The sequence below is a fragment of the Hyphobacterium sp. genome (genome assembly GCF_043584775.1).
Taxonomy (GTDB): Bacteria; Pseudomonadota; Alphaproteobacteria; order Caulobacterales; family Maricaulaceae; genus Hyphobacterium.
This window is the reverse complement of sequence record NZ_CP121327.1, coordinates 724602-742557: the sequence shown is the minus strand read 5'-3', so window position 1 is coordinate 742557 and position 17956 is coordinate 724602. Positions and strand designations below refer to the sequence as shown.

Genomic DNA, 17956 nt, shown 5'->3' with positions numbered 1-17956 from the left:
GCCCCCGCTGTCTTAATGACCTGAGAGATTCCGCAGGAAGAAGGACAATCCCTCTCCGGCTTGCTCCGTCGGTGGGACGCCGTATCCGGCGCCCGCTTTCCAGCGTTTCGTCATCCCGCGGTCCATTTGCCTGAGCGTTTCCGGGGCGGTTGCGCCTTCGGCGCCGGCCTTATTCGCCGGTCTCTCCCGCGGGGACGGGAGAAATCAGGTTTAGAGCGCGCGTATACAGAGTCAATCGCGCACAGCCGGTTTGCTGTTTACATCTTCTCCGGCGCGTCCATGCCGATCAGCGACAGGGCAATTTCCAGCTGTTTCAGCGTGGTCTGCGCCAGCGCCAGACGCGATGACCGGATCGCCGCATCTTTTTCCGGCAGGATCGGGCAGGCCGCATAGAAGGATGAAAACGCCTGAGCCAGCGAATAGACGTGATCGCAGATGTGATTCGGCGCGCGCAGATCATAGGCGCGTTGCAGGGCGGCATCGAAGCCATCCAGACGGCGCACCAGCGCCGCTTCGGCCGGGTCGGTGATCCGGATCGGTCCCGCTTCCAGTCCTTCAGCCTCCGCCTTGCGCATGATCGATTTCACGCGCACCGCCTGATACAGAAGATAGGGGCCGGTCTTGCCTTCAAACGAGATGAAACGGTCCAGCTCGAAGATGTAATTCGTGGTGCGGTAGTTCTGCAGATCGGCAAACTTGATCGCGGCATTCGCCACCATGCGGGCGACGGCATCGAATTCGTCAGCGGACAATTCCGCCCCCAGCCCCGCCTCGTTCAGACGGGCCCGGGCGCGCACATAGGCCTCGCTGATGAGGTCGGCGAGCCGGAATGTGCCACCGGCGCGCGTGCGCAAACGCTTTCCGTCCGGGCCGTTGACCGTGCCGAACTTGATGTGCTCCAGCGAGTCTTCCACCGCGAGGCCGGCCTTGTAGGCGGCGCGGTAGACCTGCTCGAAATGATCCGACTGGCCCAGATCCACGACATAGAGGATCATATCCGGATTATACTGCGTCTTCCGGTCCTGGATCGTCGCCAGATCCGTCGTGCCATAGAGGGCAGAGCCCTGCGATGACACGAGAATGAGCGGCGCCAGCTCTTTCTTGTCGTCTTCGCGCGCGACCCGGACCACCCAGGCCCCATCCGATTTCTCGGCGACGCCGCGTGCCTTGAAATCCTCGACCAGGGCGGGGATCAGATCATTGACGTCGCTCTCACCCTTCCAGAGATCGAAATGCACGCCCAGCGTATCGAAATCATGTTTCAGCGCGGCAATCGACACCGAGATAAAATGCGCCAGCAGCGCCCGGTAGCCCCGGCGTCCGGCCTGCAATTCCGCTGTTGCCTTGCGCGCCAGCGCCGCACGGGCCTCGTCTTCCTTCGCGGCAGCGGCAGCTTGCGGATAGAGGCGCGACAAATCCTCGATCGTCACCGGCGGCTCGGACGGATACTCACCGGCATAGTCCGCATCGAAATACGGCAGGTCCGGCTGCTCGGATTGCAGCTCGGTGACCAGCAGGCCCATCTGATAGCCCCAATCGCCCAGATGAATGTCCGAGATCACCGTATCGCCGCGGAAACGGAAAAGGCGCTGCAGACTGTCGCCGAGCACAGACGAACGCAAATGCCCGACATGCATCGGTTTGGCCACATTCGGCCCGCCAAAATCGATCATCACGGTGCGCGGCGTTTCAACCGGCAACGCCCCGGCCCGGTCATCCGTCGCAATCGCATTGGCTTGCGCCTCGTAAACGGCATCGGCCGGTGTGATATTCAAGAAGCCCGGCCCGGCAATTTCCAGCTCGGCGATCAGCGCATCGCCCTCCAGCTGAGAAACGATCTCGTCAGCGACGGCGCGCGGGGCTTTCTTGGCCTGTTTGGCCGCCGCCATGGCGCCATTGCACTGATAGGGCGCAAGATCGGGACGGTCGGATTCAAAAATCCGATGGTATCAATCGTGGCTGGCGTTGCTGTCAGCTCGACGGCCGAAGGAAGACATCTGCTACGCGACGACCAATCGCCAGAACGGTCTATATTCTGCCCGGCTATCAGGATTACGGGCCGATTCTGGCGCGCCTCGGCAAGCATTCGCTTGGCAAATCCTGCCTTTATATCAACAAGCTCGCCGATATTGATCTGGATGTGCTCGCCGAACTGATCACCGCCGGCATTGCCGATCTCGCGAAAAAATACCCGGTAAAGCCAAGCTGATGGGCCTGATCACCATTCACACGGACGGCGCCTGTTCCGGCAATCCCGGCCCGGGCGGCTGGGGTGCCATTCTTCAATGGAATGGTCACCGCAAGGAATTATCCGGCGCTGAACCGGACACCACGAATAACCGCATGGAATTAATGGCGGCGATCCGCGCCCTGCAGGCGATCAAGGGAAACGGCAAGCCGATCCGGCTGGTAACGGATTCCACCTATGTGAAGGATGGCCTGACCAAGTGGATCCATGGCTGGAAGAAGAATGGCTGGAAAACCGCCGCGAAGAAACCGGTGAAGAATGCCGATCTCTGGATGGAGCTTGAAACGGCCGCCGCCCGTCATGATGTCCGCTGGGAATGGGTCAAGGGCCATTCCGGCGATCCGGAAAATGATCGCGCCGATGAACTGGCCCGGCTGGCCATCGCCCAGATGCGCGATACCAGCCTGATGTAGGCCTCAGGCCCTTACGACCAGCCGTGTCCCGTCCAGCGCCGCCACGATGGCTTTGGCGCCCTCGGCAAGATCGGATCCGTCCTCCGTCTTGGCTGACCATTCGGTATCGCCATGACGCACGCGGCCGCGCCCTTCCGAGAAACCGCCCACGACCGTCACGCTCTCGCCCACCAGATAGGTGGCCCGGCTGTTGAGGCCGCTATCCGCACCGCTTTTCAGGCGCGGTTTCAGCCAGCGGTCGCCAACGACGAGAAAACTCACGCCCAGTATTGCGAACACGGCGAGCTCGACCGGCCAGCCGGTGAAGCTGGAGATCAGGGATGTGACAAAGGCCGCAGCGGCCGGCCAGAGGATATAGGTGGTGCCGGTCAGGAGCTCGGCGATCAGTAGCACTGCCGCCAGACCCAGCCACCACCAGAGATTCAGGCCTTCCAGCGCTGCGATAATGATATCCATGACCGGGTCTCCTTATTCCGCGGGAGGAACGCTGCCGCGCGACTGGTTGAGAGCCCCCTCGGCCGCCCCTTTTGCCGCGTCACGGGCTGCTTTGGTCAGCTCGCCGACGCCCATCACGGTTGAAACAATGTTCGAGAATTCTGCCGGAATGATCACGGTTTTCTGCTGATCGCTTTCGGCCAGCTTGGCGAAGGCCTCGACATATTTCTGACCCAGGAAATAGTTCACGGCATTGAGGTCGCCTTCAGAGATGGCTTTGGACACCATCTCGGTGGCCCGGGCTTCGGCTTCGGCGGCCCGCTCGCGTGCCTCTGCGTCCCGGAAGGCGGCCTCTTTCCGGCCCTCTGCTTCCAGAATCTGGGACTGTTTCTGGCCTTCGGCACGAAGGATTTCAGACTGCTTCTCGCCTTCGGCTTCCAGGATTTCCGCCCGCTTCAGGCGCTCCGCCTTCATCTGGCGGGCCATCGCTTCGGTAATATCCGGCGGCGGCGAGAGGTCACGAATCTCTATACGCGTGACTTTCACGCCCCAGGGATTGGTCGCCGCATCAATGACCGACAAAAGCCGCGCATTGATGTCATCGCGGTTGGACAGGGTTTCATCCAGATCCATGGAGCCCACCACGGACCGGACATTCGTCATCGCCAGGTTGAGGATGGAGAAATCGAGATTATCGACTTCATAGGCGGCGCGCGCCGGCTCCATCACCTGAATAAACACCACGGCGTCGACAGACACCATGGCGTTATCCTTGGTGATGACTTCCTGCTTGGGAACATCGAGCACGCGCTCGCGCATGTTGATCTTGTATCGGACGGTATCGACAAACGGGACAATAAAATGAAGACCGGGGCTCAGCTTGCGTGTGTAACGCCCGAAACGCTCGACCGTGTATTCCATGCCCTGCGGCACGGACTTGATCGTCATGGAAATGACCAAGAGTGCCAGAACGACGATAACGCCGATAAAGATCAACTCGCCCATGGGAAGGCTCCTTTTTTAAATTGTCAGAGCTGGCCGAGCATGTGTTCGGCACTGGAGGTCCGGAAGTCGCCGGGCTCTTCGGTGTTCAGAATCTCGACCACACCGTCCTTTACCAACATGGAGAAACGCTGCGAGCGCAGGCCCATGCCGAAACCAGAACCGTCCATCGTCAGGCCGGTTTCCTTGGCGAAGTCACCATTGCCGTCCGCGAGCATGACAATATCGTCGCCCACGCCCTGATCCTTGCCCCACGCATTCATCACGAACACGTCGTTGACCGAGACACACGCAATGGTGTCGATGCCCTTGGCGCGCAATTCACCGGCTTTTTCAACAAAACCCGGCAGGTGTTTGGCCGAACAGGTCGGCGTATAGGCGCCCGGCACGGCAAACAGGGCGACAGTCTTGCCCGCGAAAACATCGGACGTGCTTTTTTGCGTCGGTCCGTCTGCGGTCATGACGCCGAATTTGACGTCCGGAAGGCGGTCACCTTTTGAAATTGTCATTGGGTACTGCTCCTCGCATTTCCTGCTTTGGTTGAATGTGAACGAATGTCGCCGCGAAGAATAGCGGGAATTTGTCTTTACGTATCCCTGTTTTGCGGCAAGCATGGCGTTATGGCTGCAGACGGATATCTAACCGGCAAACTGTTGATCGCAAGCCCGGCGATTGGCGACCCGCGATTTGATCGGGCGCTGATCTATGTCTGCGATCATGATGACGAGCATGCGATGGGCATTGCCATCAATAATCCGGTTGAGGATTTGCGCCTGCCGACCCTGTTCGAACAATTGGGAATTGAAAGCGATATCCGTGTTCCGGATCAGGCCGTCCTGAAGGGCGGACCGGTCGACGGCGGTCGGGGATTTGTCCTGCACACGCCGGACTTCGCGCTTGAAAACGCCACGCTGCGGGTCTCGGGCAATATCTGCCTGACGGCCACGCGGGATGTGCTCGATGCCATGGCATCCGATCACCCACCGCAGAAAGCCGTTCTGGCCCTCGGATATGCCGGATGGGGACCGGGTCAGCTGGAGGACGAGTTACAGGCCAGCGCCTGGCTAGTCGCCGATCCGGAAGAGGCGCTGATCTTTGACGATCAGTTTGCCGATAAATGGGAACGCGCCCTGCACCAGATCGGGGTAAACCCGGCCCATCTTTCGGCGGTGTCCGGTCACGCCTGAGCTCAGCCCATTGCGGGCTTGATCCGGCCCGTCAGTCCCGAACGCACAATTTCCGCAGCCAGTTCCGGTGCCACGGCGCCCGCATAGCGGAATCCCTGACCATAATCACAGCCCATTGCCGCCAGCTGTTCGGCGGTCTCTGCCGACTCAATGCCTTCGGCGACAACGGTCATGCCGTAATGCTTGGCCAGTTGCAGGACAGATTCCACTACCTTGGTGGCACTGGCGGAGGTCGCCATGGCGCGCACGAAATAGCGGTCGATCTTGACCGTATCGAAGCTGAACTGATCGAGACGCGAGAGCGAGGAATAACCGGTTCCGAAATCGTCCAGCGCAATCTGGATACCGGCCGCTTTCAATTGCGTGATCACAGCCGCCGCCCGGTCTGGTTCCCGCATGATTTCGGTCTCAGCGATCTCCAGCTTGTAAGTGCCGGCGCGAAGGCCGGCCTTGGAAATGGCCGCGATCAGCCGGTCGGCAAATCCGTCCGCCAGAAGCTCGCCCACGCTCGCATTGGCCGCCATGAAAAGCGGTGCATGGGCCGCCGTTTGACGCCAGGCCGCGAGATCACGGGCCGCCATTTCGCGCACCCGGTCGCCGATCTCGCCCAGCAGGTCCATATCATCGGCCAGCGACAGGAAATCATCCGGCCCGATGATGCCGACCCCCGGCCGGTCCCACCGCGCCAGCGCTTCAAAACCGGCCAGTGCGCCGGTTTCCAGCGCGATTATCGGTTGATAGTGCGCGAGAATCTCGCCGCCCTCCACTGCATCGGAAATCCGCGTTTCCCGATCCAGTTGGTCGCGTGCATCGACCGAAAAGCGTCCCGCAGGCAGAACCAGCCCGGACACTGACCCGTTCTCGATCCGTGAGCCAATGAAGCGCAGATAGCGCACCGCGCCTTCCTCACCGACCAGCCGCACCCGCAAATCGATATCGCCAGCCACCAGCGCGGACGTAAAATCCTCCCGGTCGCCGGGGGCCAGCATGGCGATGATGTCATCCAGCGCATAGTCCGGCTTCAGAAGACCCAGTTCGCCGATCCGGCCCGAAAAGCGGGCGGTTTCAAGGTCGATGGCGAAAGCCACCGCTCCGGAAGCTTTCGCTGCGAGGCTGAACAGCGCCTCATCCACGGATGGGATCCATGGCCAGCAGCGCCAGCTTGTCATGATCGCGCCATTCACCGGCGATGTAGAGAAAGCGCCGCGCCAACCCTTCGTTCTGGAAGCCGATCTCCTCCAGAAGCTTGCGCGAAATGGTGTTTTCCGGCTGCACGGCGGCTTCGATACGGTTCAGCTTCAACTCGTTGAAGGCAAAGGCGAGCACGCGCCGTATGGCCTGCCGGGCATATCCCTGGCGGATATAGGGCGTGCCGATCCAGTAGCCGATATCGGCCGACTGCATGACCCCGCGTTTGATATTGTTGAGATTACACGCCCCGACCAGAAGATTGCCGCGCTTGCGGATCACGAAGAAGGGCGCGCCCCGCCCCTCTTTCCAGTCCAGATCATAGCGGCGCATCCGGCCGCGATAGGCGGTCCGGGTCAGCTCGTCTTCGGTCCAGGAAGGTTCCCACGGTTCGGTCCGGCGGCGGCTGGCAGCGCGCAGCTTGGCCCACGCCTCGTAATCCTCCGCCCGTGGCGCTCTCAGGATCAGGTCGCGGGTTTCCAATTCAATCGTCGGGGAATCATCGCGCCACAACGCCATAGGCCAGCCTCATGCTTGTCGATGATCTCTATACACCAAACCCGCTAACGCCGGGTGAAACGCAACCGCCCCGTCTGCACATGCATGACGAGGTAAACCGCCATCAGCCCGATTGCGAGCCCCCACCACGTCAGCGCATAGCCCAGATGCTGGCCCGGCGGGACATTCGCGAGTTGCGGCGGCATCTCCTCTGCCGCTTCGATCATCCAGAAATCCGTCGCGATCGGCCGCCCGTCCAGCGCCGATGAAAGCGCGTCCGGCTCATAGCGGAAGAACTCACCGGTCTCGACCGTGTTGGCGGCATCAAACGCGCCCTGCTCCGGTGGTCGCGTGATCATCAGCACCGAAGGTGCCGGAAGAGTCTCGCCGGTGAAGGTTTCAAAGCCGGTCTGGACCAGCATGTATTGTCCGGCAGCAGGCTCAAAACAGGCTGGCACTTGCACGGGCGACATCCGCCGCCATCCCAGCGCTCCGGAGGCCGAGCGTCCGTGAAAACGGATCTCATCCGCCTCCACGCCGTCCGGCGGCAGAATGGCCCGCCCGGTAAAACTGCTGCGGATATCGCAAAGCGCCGCCTGCCAGTCGACAGGATCGCCAACCTCGCGGCTTTCCCATGCGGCAATGGCCTCGGCCTTCTCGGACATGCGGCCGTATTGCCAGCTGCCAAGCCAGAGCAGCAAAGCCAGAGCCGGAATGAAAAAGAGCGTCAGGAGAGGGAGCGGGCGAAACATCAGCGCCTCGCGTCAGTGCTCGTCATTAAAGCGGGCTTCCTCGGCGGCATGCTTGTATTGCAGCGCAAACAGAATGCCTTTGCACGGCCGCAGCAACAGCAAGCAGAGCACAACTGTCACCGGCAGCCATAACACCATGTGGACCCAGAGCGGCGGCTCAAATCGCACTTCCATCAGAAGCGCCAGAAACACCACTGGAAAGCCGACAATCGACATGACGAAGAAGGCCGGCCCGTCGCCCGCATCCGCGAAGCTGTAATCGAGATCACAGACATCGCAGGATGGGGCAATGGTCAGAAAGCCGGAAAACATGGCCCCTTCCCCGCATCGCGGGCAGCGGCCTTTGGCGCCCGCGAGGAAGGGAGAGGTTTCAGCCATGACTTACTGGAAGGTGACGTAGACGAAGGCGAACAGGAAGAGCCAGACCACGTCCACGAAGTGCCAGTACCAGGCGGCCGCTTCGAGACCGAAATGCTTTTCCTTGCTCATGCCGCCCATCAGCAGACGGATCAGGCAGACCGCCAGGAAGATGGTCCCGATGATCACGTGCGCGCCGTGGAAGCCCGTCGCCATGAAGAAGGTCGCGCCATAGAGATTGCCGTCGAAGGCAAAGTGCGCGTGGCTGTACTCATAGGCCTGCACAAAGGAGAAGCTGACACCCAGGAGGACCGTCAGGATCAGGCCCTGGATCGCGCCCTTGCGGTCGCCATGCTGAAGCGCGTGGTGCGCCCAGGTGACCGTCGTCCCCGACAGCAGCAGGATCAGCGTATTCATCAGCGGCAGATGCCACGGGTCAAAGGTTTCAACGCCCGGCGGCGGCCAGCTTTCCCAGCCGGAGAAATCCGCGCCAATGGCTACGGCATCCCAGCTGCCGCCGGCCCGCAATTCGTGGAACAGCGCGCCTTCGAAGAACATCCAGAACCAGGCCACGAAGAACATGACTTCCGACAGGATGAAGAGAATCATGCCGTAGCGCAGGCCGATATCGACGACCGGCGTATGGTCACCGGCGCGCGATTCCTTGATCACATCACCCCACCAGCCGAACATCACATAGAAGATGCCGAGCAGACCGATGGCGAACAGCCAGGGCTGCCCTTCGCCAAAGACAAAACTGTCTTCGGCCAGGCCCTTCATCCAGACCACAGCGCCCAGCATCATGATGAATGCAAACAGCGACGCTACAACCGGCCATGGGCTCGGATTGACGAGATGGTAATCGTGTTTGACGGCGTGACCGGCCATGTCCTGTCTCCTGCGAGTCGTCCCCGGACGAATTTCAAAACCTGATACAGGCCGCCGGGGAAAGGATCAATGCTATGGTGCCGCTTCGCGGCGACCTGTCGCGCCTACGCCATCGGCATCCTGTTCAAAAAAGGTGTAGGACAATGTGATGGTGTGCACATCATCCATGCGGCTTTCTTCATCCATCAACGGATCGACGAAGAATAATACGGGCATTTCAACACTTTCACCCGGCTGCAGGGTCTGCTCGGTAAAGCAGAAACATTCCAGCTTGGAGAAATACGGCGCGGCCTTGAACGGGGTCACATTATACGACGCCATGCCGGTCACCGGGCGGTCCGAATTATTGGTCGCGCGATAGAAGGCCAGAGAGGTTTCACCCACCCGCACCGTCATCGACGACTGCATCGGCTCAAACGTCCAGGGCAGGTCGCGCGACTGGCTGGCATCAAACCGGACCTCAACCGTGCGGTCGAGAATGGAGCCCGCCTCGGCCGTGGCCACTTGTGTTGTGCCGCCATAGCCGGTCACCTGACAGAACAGATTGTAGAGCGGAACCGCCGCATAGGCCGCGCCCACCATAGCAATCGCCACGCCGGACAGCGTCACCATCAGGCGAGTATTCTTATTCTTCAGAAGTTGCTTCATCACCTGACACAGCCTCCTCTTCCGCTGCAATCGCGTCCTGACGGGCGCTCACATTCTGGGTCAACCGGATCGCCGTAATGGAGAAAACCAGAACCATGAAGGCGACCAGCGACAGGGCGATCATCACATTACGGCGGCCACGCGCCTTGATGAAATCGCGTTGTTGCTGCGCGGCATCGACGGCCGGTGTTTCGCTTTCAGGAGGCGTGCTTTCTTCCGTCATAGAAGACCTCCCAGCGGCGTTGCGATATAGGCGCCCATGGCGTGCTCGGCGATCAAAGCAGCAAACAGCGTCGCCAGATAGCCGATCGAATAGGCAAACAGATCCCGCGCCGCCTTGTCGCCCACGCGCACGGCGTAGAGCGCACCGTCCTCAGCGGACCCGGCCTCACCGGCGCGCGAATCAAAGATGCGCCAGGCCAGAATCAGGAAGACCGCGCCGCCCAGAAGCGCCGCCAGACCATAAAGCAATCCCCCCAGACCGGTCAGCACAGGGGCCAGGGCGAAGGGGGTCAGGATCAGCGAGTAGATCAGGATTTCCAGACGCGTGCGCTTGGGTCCCTTGGCGACCGGCATCATCGGCACGCCGGCGGCGGAATAATCGCCCGATTTGTAAAGCGCCAGCGCCCAGGAATGCGGCGGCGTCCACAGGAAGATGATCGAAAACAGGATGACCGCATCCATCGACACGCCGCCCGTGGCAATCACCCAGCCAATCATGGGCGGGAAAGCCCCGGCCGCACCGCCAATGACGATATTCTGCGGCGTCCGGCGCTTCAAAATCATGGTGTAGATGACGGCGTAGAAAAAGATCGAGAACGCCAGCATGGCGGCGGCGAAGACATTGGCCGCCAGCGACATCAGGACAATCGCCAGTGCGGACGCGACCAGGCCAAAGCCGTAGGCATCTTCCTGACGGACCTTGCCCAGCGGCACCGGGCGCAACCGCGTGCGGCGCATTTTCTGGTCGATATCGGCGTCATACGCCATGTTCAGTGCACCGGCCGCCCCGGCGCCCAGCGCCAGAGCGAAAATGGCAATTGCCGCCATCAGCGGATGGATCGAGACGGGCGCTGCCACATAGCCGGCAAAAGCCGTGAACACGACAAGCGTCATCACCCGCGGCTTCATCAGCGAGACATAATCCCGCCATTCTGCGGGTTTGGACGAGGCATGCCCCGTCATGGCGATGTCGCTTCGCATATCCATTGTGTCATTCGATTGCGGTTGGGGCGGAGGTTTGCCTCCGCCCCGTGACCATTTCTAGTGTTTGTCCGACTTCACCACCGGCAGTTCGTTGAACTGGTGGAAAGGCGGCGGAGAAGACAGTGTCCACTCCAGCGTCGTGGCACCCTCGCCCCACGGATTCGCCGCACCCCTGCGGCGGCGCAGGAAGAGGTCGACCAGCATGACGAAGAAGACGACAGTTCCCACCATCGTGACGACGTAACCGATCGACGAGACCTGATTCCACAACGCATAGGCATCGGCATAATCCGGAACGCGGCGTTGCATACCTTGCAGGCCCAGGAAGTGCTGCGGGAAGAAAATCAGATTCACGCCAATGAAGGTGATCCAGAAGTGCAGCTGCCCGAGGAGTTCGGAGTACTTGTAGCCGCTCATCTTCTCGATCCAGTAGTAGAAACCGGCGAAAATGGCGAAGATCGCACCCAGCGACAGCACATAGTGGAAGTGCGCCACCACGTAATAGGTGTCGTGCAGCGACTGGTCGATGCCGGCGTTTGACAGCATCACGCCGGTCACGCCGCCCACGGTGAACAGGAAGATGAAACCGATCGCCCAGATCATCGGGGTGCGGAACTGGATGGAGCCGCCCCACATGGTGGCGATCCACGAGAAGATCTTGATGCCTGTGGGCACCGCAATAATCATCGTCGCAGCCACGAAATAGGCTTTCAGGTCAACATCCATCCCGACCGTGTACATGTGGTGCGCCCACACGATGAAGCCGATGAAGCCGATGGCGACCATGGCGTAGGCCATGCCCAGATAGCCAAAGACCGGCTTGCGCGAGAAAGTGGACACGATGTGGCTGATCATGCCGAAGCCGGGCAGGATCAGGATGTACACTTCCGGGTGACCGAAGAACCAGAAAAGGTGCTGGTACATGATCGGGTCGCCGCCGCCGGCGGGATCAAAGAAGGTGGTGCCGAAGTTACGATCGGTCAGCAGCATGGTCAGGGCGCCGGCCAGAACCGGCAGGGACAACAGCAGCAGGAAAGCCGTAATCAGCATCGACCAGACGAAGAGCGGCATTTTGTGCATGGTCATGCCCGGTGCGCGCATATTGAAAATGGTCGTGATGAAGTTGATCGCGCCGAGAATGGACGACGCACCGGCGAGGTGCAGTGACAGGATCGCGAGATCCATGGACGGGCCGGGGTGGCCGCTGGTCGAGAGCGGCGGGTAGATCACCCAGCCGCCGCCGAAACCGTTGCCCGCACCGGAGCCCGGCACAAATATCGAGAGCAGAAGCAGGATGAACGCAAACGGCAGAAGCCAGAAGGAGATATTGTTCATCCGCGGGAAGGCCATGTCTGGCGCACCGATCTGGATCGGAACAAACCAGTTGCCAAAGCCACCAATCATGGCCGGCATGACCACGAAGAAGACCATGATCAGGCCGTGGCCGGTAATGAACACATTGTAGGAGTGTTCATTGGCCGCCAGCGCGCCGATCAGCGAATTGCCGTCAAAGACCTGGATGCCCGGCTCATAGAGCTCCCAGCGGATAACCCCTGACATGGCAAAGCCGATAATGCCCGCGACAATGGCGAACACCAAGTACATCGTGCCGATGTCCTTGTGGTTCGTCGAGAACAGCCAGCGACGCGGATCCCAGATGCTGGGCGAGTGATCGTGATCGTCGTGTTGAGCGATAGTTTCTGACATATCTCTTCTCCTCAGCGCGAGGCCATCCGGGTCTCACGGACACCGGCTTGATATTCGGCAATCATCGTCCGGCCGGCGTCGACGTCTTCGGCGGCAGTTTCCGCCCAGGCATCAAACACATCTTGCGGGACGACATGGATTTCAATCGGCATGTAGGCGTGACGCAAGCCACAAATTTCCGAACACTGCCCGTAATACACACCGGTTTGCTCGGCCCGGAACCAGGTCTCGTTCAGACGGCCCGGAATGGCGTCAATCTTGAGGCCGAAATTCGGCATCGCCCACGAGTGAATCACATCGGCAGCGGTCACATTCAGACGGACGGTCGCGTCGACCGGCACGACCAGCGGATAGTCGGTCGACAGCAGGCGAAGCTGTCCGGCCGCTTCGTCGATATCTTCATCCGCGACCATGTTGGCGTAGAACTCACCGATTTCGAGGTCGGCATATTCATATCCCCAATACCACTGATAGCCGGTCGCCTTGATCGTCAGATCTGCTTCCGGAACCACGTCCTGAAGATAAAGGAGGCGGAAGGACGGGATCGCGATCACGACCAGGATCAATACCGGAACGGCCGTCCAGATGATCTCGATCAGCGTGTTGTGGCTGTTCTTGGACGGGGTCGGGTTCGCCCGGCGATTATAGCGGATCATCACATACAGCAGCAGGATCATCACCAGAATGACGATCGCGGAAATGATGTACATGACCAGAGTATGGAATTCGACGACCGATTCCATCACGGGAGTAACGGCCTCGCGAAGGCCGATGGCATCAGGTGTCGGTGCTCCGACCTGCGCTGCAGCAGTCGCTGCAAGACCGGTCCAGATGGCGAGTAACGCGCTTAGAAATCGCATGGCTTCCCCAGATAATTGCTTTTGCCCACAAGTAGCCCTCTCGTGGATTGCGGCGGAATATAGAGCGCTATGTCGAGCCTGTCAGGCCGCTATCAGCGCTTTTTTGTCGCATACGTGGCTATGCCCGAATTGTCGACGAAAAACATCTGCCCGATTCAGTGTTTTCCATTCCGGGCGCAATCTGCTATTTTGAGGACTCGAACAATATACCGTTCGTTGCAGGAGGGCTCGGAGTGATGGCAAGGCTGACCATAGGGGTTCTGATCGCAGGCCTTTGGGCAGGCGTCGCAAGTGCGCAGTCACTCGTCGTGATCGGCGAAACACCGGCCGCCCGGTGTTACGAGCATGCGCGCTGGGCCCGCGCCCACTATTCCTCGCTGAATTCCTGCGATGACGCATTGGCATCGGACGATTTGCCCTTGCGCGACCGTCAACGCACCTGGGTCAACCGGGCCGTCATCAATCTTCATCTTGGCGAGGCCGAAGAAGCCTTGCGCGATCTGGATCGGGCTGTCGAACTGGGTTTCGAGTCGCCCGAGATTGCCATGAACCAGTCCGCCGCGCTGATTCGCCTGTCCCGTTACGAGGAAGCGATTGAAGCGGCCACGCTGGCGCTGGAAGGCGGATTGCGGGATGTCGAGAAGGCGTATTTCAACCGCGCCATCGCCCACGAACGTCTCGGGCGGATTGCTGAAGCCTATGATGATTTCCGCGCTGCGAGCGATGCGGCACCGACATGGGTTGCCGCACAAGAGCAACTGGACCGCTTCAGCGTTGCCAACGGCACCTGATCATCTGAATTATCCATCAACAGTTCGCAGGCTCGCAACCGGGGCGCGGCACGGCTATGTCTGACATAAGCCTTGCAGGAGTACCGAAATGTCGAGTGATCCCTTCGCCCCCTTTCAGTTCGATGCCGATTCAGCCCGGTCCGTTATCGCTGACCCGCTGAATGGTGCCGATGATGGCGAGCTCTTCCTCGAGCATGGCACGTCCGAAACACTGGTTTTCGATGATGGCCGGTTGAAGACCGCCTCCTTCGATGCCTTCCGCGGGTTCGGACTGCGCTGCGTGTCCGGCGAGGCCTCGGGCTATTCGCACTCGAGCGATCCGACGATTGAGGCATTGAAGCGGGCAGCCGGCACGGTCGGTGCTGCGAAGGAAGGCCGCAACGGCACATTCGCCGATGCGCCCCAGGGCACGAACCGCCATCTCTATGATGCGATCGATCCGGTCAACGAGCCCGGTTTTGAAACCAAATCCCTGCTGCTGCAGGAAATCGATGCCTATTTGCGGGCCCGCGATTCGTCGGTCGTACAGGTCTCCGCCTCCATCGCCGGATCCAAGCGGGTGGTCGGCATTCTGCGCCCGGATGGCGATCTGAAGACCGATGATCGCCCTCTGGTCCGGCTGAATGTGTCGGTGACCGTCGAACGCGATGGCCGCCGCGAATCCGGGTCGGCCGGTGCGGGCGGGCGCGATGCCTTCGAGGCCTGGATTTCGCCCGAGAGCTGGAAATCGCTGGCCGACGAAGCCCTGCGCATCGCCCGGGTCAATCTCGATGCCGTGGATATCAAGGCCGGCCAGATGGACGTTGTGCTGGGGCCGGGCTGGCCCGCCGTGCTGTTGCACGAAGCCGTCGGCCATGGACTGGAAGGCGATTTCAATCGCAAGGGCACATCGGCCTTTGCCGGGCGCATGGGCCAGCAAGTGGCGTCGAAAGGCGTTACGGTCGTCGACGATGGCACGATGGAAAAGCGCCGCGGCTCCTTGACGATTGACGATGAAGGCACACCGACAGAGCGCACCGTCCTGATCGAGGATGGAGTGCTGGTCGGCTACATGCAGGACCGCCAGAATGCCCGCCTGATGGGCGTCGCGCCCACGGGCAATGGCCGCCGCGAATCCTATGCCCATACGCCGATGCCGCGCATGACCAACACCTATATGCTGGGCGGTGATCACAAGCCGGCCGAAATGCTCGAGAGTCTGGAAGACGGCCTCTATGCCGTCGGCTTTGGCGGTGGTCAGGTCGACATCACCTCCGGCAAATTCGTCTTCCAGTGCACCGAGGCCTATCGGGTCCGCAATGGCAAGGTTGAAGAACCCGTCAAGGGCGCCACCCTGATCGGCGATGGTCCGACAGCCCTGACGAAAGTGTCCATGATCGGCAATGATTTTGCGATGGATCCCGGCGTCGGTGTCTGCGGCAAAGGCGGACAGGGCGTCCCGGTCGGCGTCGGCCAGCCTTCATTGAAAATCGCCGGTCTGACGGTCGGCGGCGCCGGTTGATCACACGAGCTCGCAGCTTGGTGATTGAAATTACCGCCATTTAATCCCGCCACGAAAAAACTTCCCTAGGTTGGCGTCTTGTTGGGCTTTGGGGGCCTGCAAGGGGAAGGTCTCATGCGAGGGACACTGACGGCCGGCGCGGCAGCGCTGGCATTTCTGGCAATGCCGGTTATGGCATTCGCCCAGAGTAATACGGATTATTCAACAGCCCCCCAAAGCTCGGCCATTGTCGGCTTTGACACGGCTTTCTTCACGGCTTTCAACCCGGTCACGGCGCTCGACATGGTCAGCCGCGTGCCGGGATTTTCACTCTCCGGCGGAGACACGGAACGGCGCGGCCTCGCCGATTCCTTCGGCAATCTGCTGGTCAATGGACGCCGGCCCTCCAACAAGACGATATCGCTGGAGACGGTACTGCAGCGTATCAACGCCGATGACGTCACACGGATCGAACTGATCCGCGAACCCCTGCCCGAATACGAAATGCGCGGCCATGCCCGACTGGTAAATGTCGTCTTGCGTGAAGGCGCTGGCTCGTCGGGCTCATGGAGTGCCCAGCTCAATTACTGGGACGGCGTTCGTCTGGGCGGTACCGCCGAGATCGCCTATTCCACAACCATCGGGGATACCGACATCAATCTCGGCCTGGAATCGCTTCAGAATGGGCCGCGGATCGTAAGGCGGGAATCACTGTTCGACGGTCAGGGCAACCAGATTGAGTCCCGACGCGACAATGAACAGCGCCTTTACTGGGAGCACGCGGGAACGGCGAGTATCGCCCGGCAGCTTGGCGACGATACGCGCCTGCAACTGGATGGCAGAGTGTTCACCTGGGAATGGGACCGCCATCAGAATTCCTTCACTGACGGATTTGCGGGCGGCATGCCCTCACCGCTGCGCTACGAGCAATCGCAGACCACCAATTACGGCACGGGAGGTTCCTTCACGGCGACGCTGAATCACGATTTCAGCGAACGTCTGGCCTCGACCACTACCTTCCTTTGGCGACGGGAATTCTGGGATGATGGACCGGAGGCGTTTGAAACCTATGACCCCGTCAATTTTGTCGACGCGATCATCTTTACGGCCAACGCCTACACTTCCGAGACCGTCCTACGCCAAAGCCTGAACCTGTCGCTCAACGTGCAGCATACAGTCGAATTTGGCGGTGAAATGGCGGTGAACTGGCGCGACACGTCACTGGCCCTGCAATCAGATGACGGCGTGACGATCACGCCGATCGCGGTCCCGGTTGCCAATACCCGCGTTGAGGAACGGCGCGCGGAAGCCTTTGTGAATCACGTCTGGTCACTGAGCGATGCCTTGGTGATCGAATCCGGCATTCGGTATGAAACATCAGAAATCGAACAGACCGGCGACACCAATCAGTCGCGCAGCTTCTCCTATCCCAAACCGTCCGTCGCGCTCACCTGGCAAGCCGATCCGAATACAAGCTTCCGCCTTGCCGGCCGCCGCGATGTGGCACAGCTGGAATTCGGGAAGTTCGCGAGCTCAGTCGATGTTGCGGACAATAACGCCGTTGTCGGCAATCCGGATTATGAGCCGCAGCGGACCTGGACGCTGGAAGCCGAGGTCGAACGGCGGATCGGCGAAGGCGGGTCGCTGACTTTCCGCATCGGACAAGACTGGATTGAAGGCGTTGACGACTTTATTTCCATCGTCACGCCGACCGGCGTGTTCGATGCGCCCGGCAATATCGGCAATGGCACAATCTTCCGCCTGACAGGCGAAGCCTCCCTGCCGCTCGACGCCATCGGCCTGTCCAATGCCGTGCTTGATGGTTTTCTGGAATGGTATGACACCGATATCTACGACACGCTGACGCAGCAGCAACGCCATCTCTCCAATTTTCGCGAATGGGAATTGCGCCTCGACTATCGCCAGTCTTTCCCCGATTGGAATATCACTTGGGGATGGGATTATTTCTGGCTGTCAGACGGTGAGGTTTTCCGCGCCAGCGAGTATCGCCTGGAGGGGCATTCGGATGGCGATCTCGACATCTATGTGGAAACCTCACGATGGTCCGGACTGACCCTTCGCGTCGGCGCAGACCAGATCCTCGACAATGGATTTTCTCGGCAACGGGTTTTCTACACCGGCTCCCGCGCAACCGGCGTGGTCAACAGCACGGAATACCGCAATCAGCGCCAGGGTCCTCTTTTCTATGTAGAGCTCCGGGGTACATTCTGATCGGCTAACGCTTTTGTGTTTTCCAGTTGACCCTCGTTAGGCCTAAGCGTGGAAGCGAAAGGGA

The 17956-nt window shown here is 60.3% G+C and carries 19 protein-coding genes, 1 pseudogene and 1 riboswitch; of the genes and pseudogenes, 6 read left to right on the top strand and 14 right to left on the bottom strand.

Going from position 1 to position 17956, the window contains the following annotated elements:
- Nucleotides 1-108: 108 nt before the first annotated feature.
- A riboswitch (glycine riboswitch) is annotated at nt 109-199 on the bottom strand.
- 58 nt (nt 200-257) lie between these two features.
- Nucleotides 258-1940, bottom strand: coding sequence for an arginine--tRNA ligase (gene argS / locus P0D52_RS03555; RefSeq protein ID WP_394694756.1), 1683 nt, complete (start codon nt 1938-1940; stop codon nt 258-260).
- A gap of 89 nt (nt 1941-2029) precedes the next feature.
- Between argS and P0D52_RS03550 the strand changes: the two are divergent.
- Nucleotides 2030-2209, top strand: a pseudogene (locus P0D52_RS03550) (DUF1801 domain-containing protein); the annotation flags it as partial.
- Entirely contained in the window at nt 2209-2661 is a 453-nt protein-coding gene (gene rnhA, locus P0D52_RS03545; protein WP_394694069.1) for a ribonuclease HI, read from the top strand. The pseudogene P0D52_RS03550 and the gene rnhA, both read left to right, overlap by 1 nt.
- A 3-nt stretch (nt 2662-2664) precedes the next feature.
- On the opposite strand, the gene P0D52_RS03540 is transcribed toward rnhA, so the two are convergent.
- Genes P0D52_RS03540 through P0D52_RS03530 form a run of 3 tightly spaced genes read right to left on the bottom strand, consistent with a single transcriptional unit; the run spans nt 2665 to nt 4607 of the window.
- Nucleotides 2665-3117 (bottom strand): NfeD family protein, encoded by a 453-nt coding sequence (locus P0D52_RS03540; RefSeq protein WP_394694068.1) that lies wholly within the window; start codon nt 3115-3117, stop codon nt 2665-2667.
- Nucleotides 3118-3129: 12 nt separating this feature from the next.
- A complete protein-coding gene (locus tag P0D52_RS03535) occupies nt 3130-4101 on the bottom strand; it encodes an SPFH domain-containing protein (RefSeq protein ID WP_394694067.1) in 972 nt (323 codons plus the stop codon).
- Nucleotides 4102-4124: 23 nt separating this feature from the next.
- Nucleotides 4125-4607: a peroxiredoxin gene (locus P0D52_RS03530; RefSeq protein ID WP_394694066.1), complete on the bottom strand. Its 483-nt coding sequence runs from the start codon at nt 4605-4607 to the stop codon at nt 4125-4127.
- 111 nt (nt 4608-4718) lie between these two features.
- Between P0D52_RS03530 and P0D52_RS03525 the strand changes: the two genes are divergently transcribed.
- Nucleotides 4719-5285, top strand: a complete 567-nt coding sequence (locus tag P0D52_RS03525) for a YqgE/AlgH family protein (RefSeq protein WP_394694065.1) — start codon at nt 4719-4721, stop codon at nt 5283-5285.
- A 2-nt stretch (nt 5286-5287) separates the two neighbouring features.
- On the opposite strand, the gene P0D52_RS03520 is transcribed toward P0D52_RS03525, so the two are convergent.
- The 10 genes from P0D52_RS03520 to coxB form a co-directional block, all read right to left on the bottom strand.
- Nucleotides 5288-6418 (bottom strand): EAL domain-containing protein, encoded by a 1131-nt coding sequence (locus tag P0D52_RS03520; protein WP_394694064.1) that lies wholly within the window; start codon nt 6416-6418, stop codon nt 5288-5290.
- Nucleotides 6411-6992 carry a GNAT family N-acetyltransferase gene (locus P0D52_RS03515; protein WP_394694063.1) on the bottom strand — a complete coding sequence of 194 codons (582 nt, stop codon included), beginning with the start codon at nt 6990-6992 and terminating at the stop codon, nt 6411-6413. Before P0D52_RS03515 ends, P0D52_RS03520 begins: the two co-directional genes overlap by 8 nt.
- Before the next feature lie 44 nt (nt 6993-7036).
- Nucleotides 7037-7723, bottom strand: coding sequence for an SURF1 family protein (locus P0D52_RS03510; RefSeq protein WP_394694062.1), 687 nt, complete (start codon nt 7721-7723; stop codon nt 7037-7039).
- A gap of 12 nt (nt 7724-7735) precedes the next feature.
- The gene (locus P0D52_RS03505; RefSeq protein WP_394694061.1) at nt 7736-8035 is read right to left on the bottom strand and encodes a DUF983 domain-containing protein; all 300 of its coding nucleotides are present in this window, start codon (nt 8033-8035) and stop codon (nt 7736-7738) included.
- A 69-nt stretch (nt 8036-8104) separates the two neighbouring features.
- Complete coding sequence (locus P0D52_RS03500) at nt 8105-8968, bottom strand: cytochrome c oxidase subunit 3 (RefSeq protein ID WP_394694060.1); 864 nt, start codon at nt 8966-8968, stop codon at nt 8105-8107.
- A 72-nt stretch (nt 8969-9040) separates the two neighbouring features.
- Nucleotides 9041-9616 carry a cytochrome c oxidase assembly protein gene (locus tag P0D52_RS03495; RefSeq protein WP_394694059.1) on the bottom strand — a complete coding sequence of 192 codons (576 nt, stop codon included), beginning with the start codon at nt 9614-9616 and terminating at the stop codon, nt 9041-9043.
- Nucleotides 9594-9839 carry a hypothetical protein gene (locus tag P0D52_RS03490; RefSeq protein WP_394694058.1) on the bottom strand — a complete coding sequence of 82 codons (246 nt, stop codon included), beginning with the start codon at nt 9837-9839 and terminating at the stop codon, nt 9594-9596. Before P0D52_RS03490 ends, P0D52_RS03495 begins: the two co-directional genes overlap by 23 nt.
- Nucleotides 9836-10819 carry a heme o synthase gene (locus P0D52_RS03485; RefSeq protein ID WP_394694057.1) on the bottom strand — a complete coding sequence of 328 codons (984 nt, stop codon included), beginning with the start codon at nt 10817-10819 and terminating at the stop codon, nt 9836-9838. The genes P0D52_RS03490 and P0D52_RS03485 overlap by 4 nt, the downstream gene beginning before the upstream one ends.
- 60 nt (nt 10820-10879) lie before the next feature.
- A complete protein-coding gene (ctaD, locus tag P0D52_RS03480) occupies nt 10880-12529 on the bottom strand; it encodes a cytochrome c oxidase subunit I (RefSeq protein ID WP_394694056.1) in 1650 nt (549 codons plus the stop codon).
- A gap of 11 nt (nt 12530-12540) precedes the next feature.
- The gene (coxB, locus tag P0D52_RS03475) at nt 12541-13389 is read right to left on the bottom strand and encodes a cytochrome c oxidase subunit II (protein WP_394694055.1); all 849 of its coding nucleotides are present in this window, start codon (nt 13387-13389) and stop codon (nt 12541-12543) included.
- A 236-nt stretch (nt 13390-13625) separates the two neighbouring features.
- Between coxB and P0D52_RS03470 the strand changes: the two genes are divergently transcribed.
- From P0D52_RS03470 to P0D52_RS03460, 3 genes are all read left to right on the top strand, one after another.
- A complete protein-coding gene (locus P0D52_RS03470; protein ID WP_394694054.1) occupies nt 13626-14180 on the top strand; it encodes a hypothetical protein in 555 nt (184 codons plus the stop codon).
- Nucleotides 14181-14268: 88 nt separating this feature from the next.
- Nucleotides 14269-15681, top strand: a complete 1413-nt coding sequence (gene tldD, locus P0D52_RS03465) for a metalloprotease TldD (protein WP_394694053.1) — start codon at nt 14269-14271, stop codon at nt 15679-15681.
- Nucleotides 15682-15795: 114 nt separating this feature from the next.
- The gene (locus tag P0D52_RS03460; RefSeq protein ID WP_394694052.1) at nt 15796-17892 is read left to right on the top strand and encodes a TonB-dependent receptor plug domain-containing protein; all 2097 of its coding nucleotides are present in this window, start codon (nt 15796-15798) and stop codon (nt 17890-17892) included.
- Nucleotides 17893-17956 lie beyond the last annotated feature (64 nt).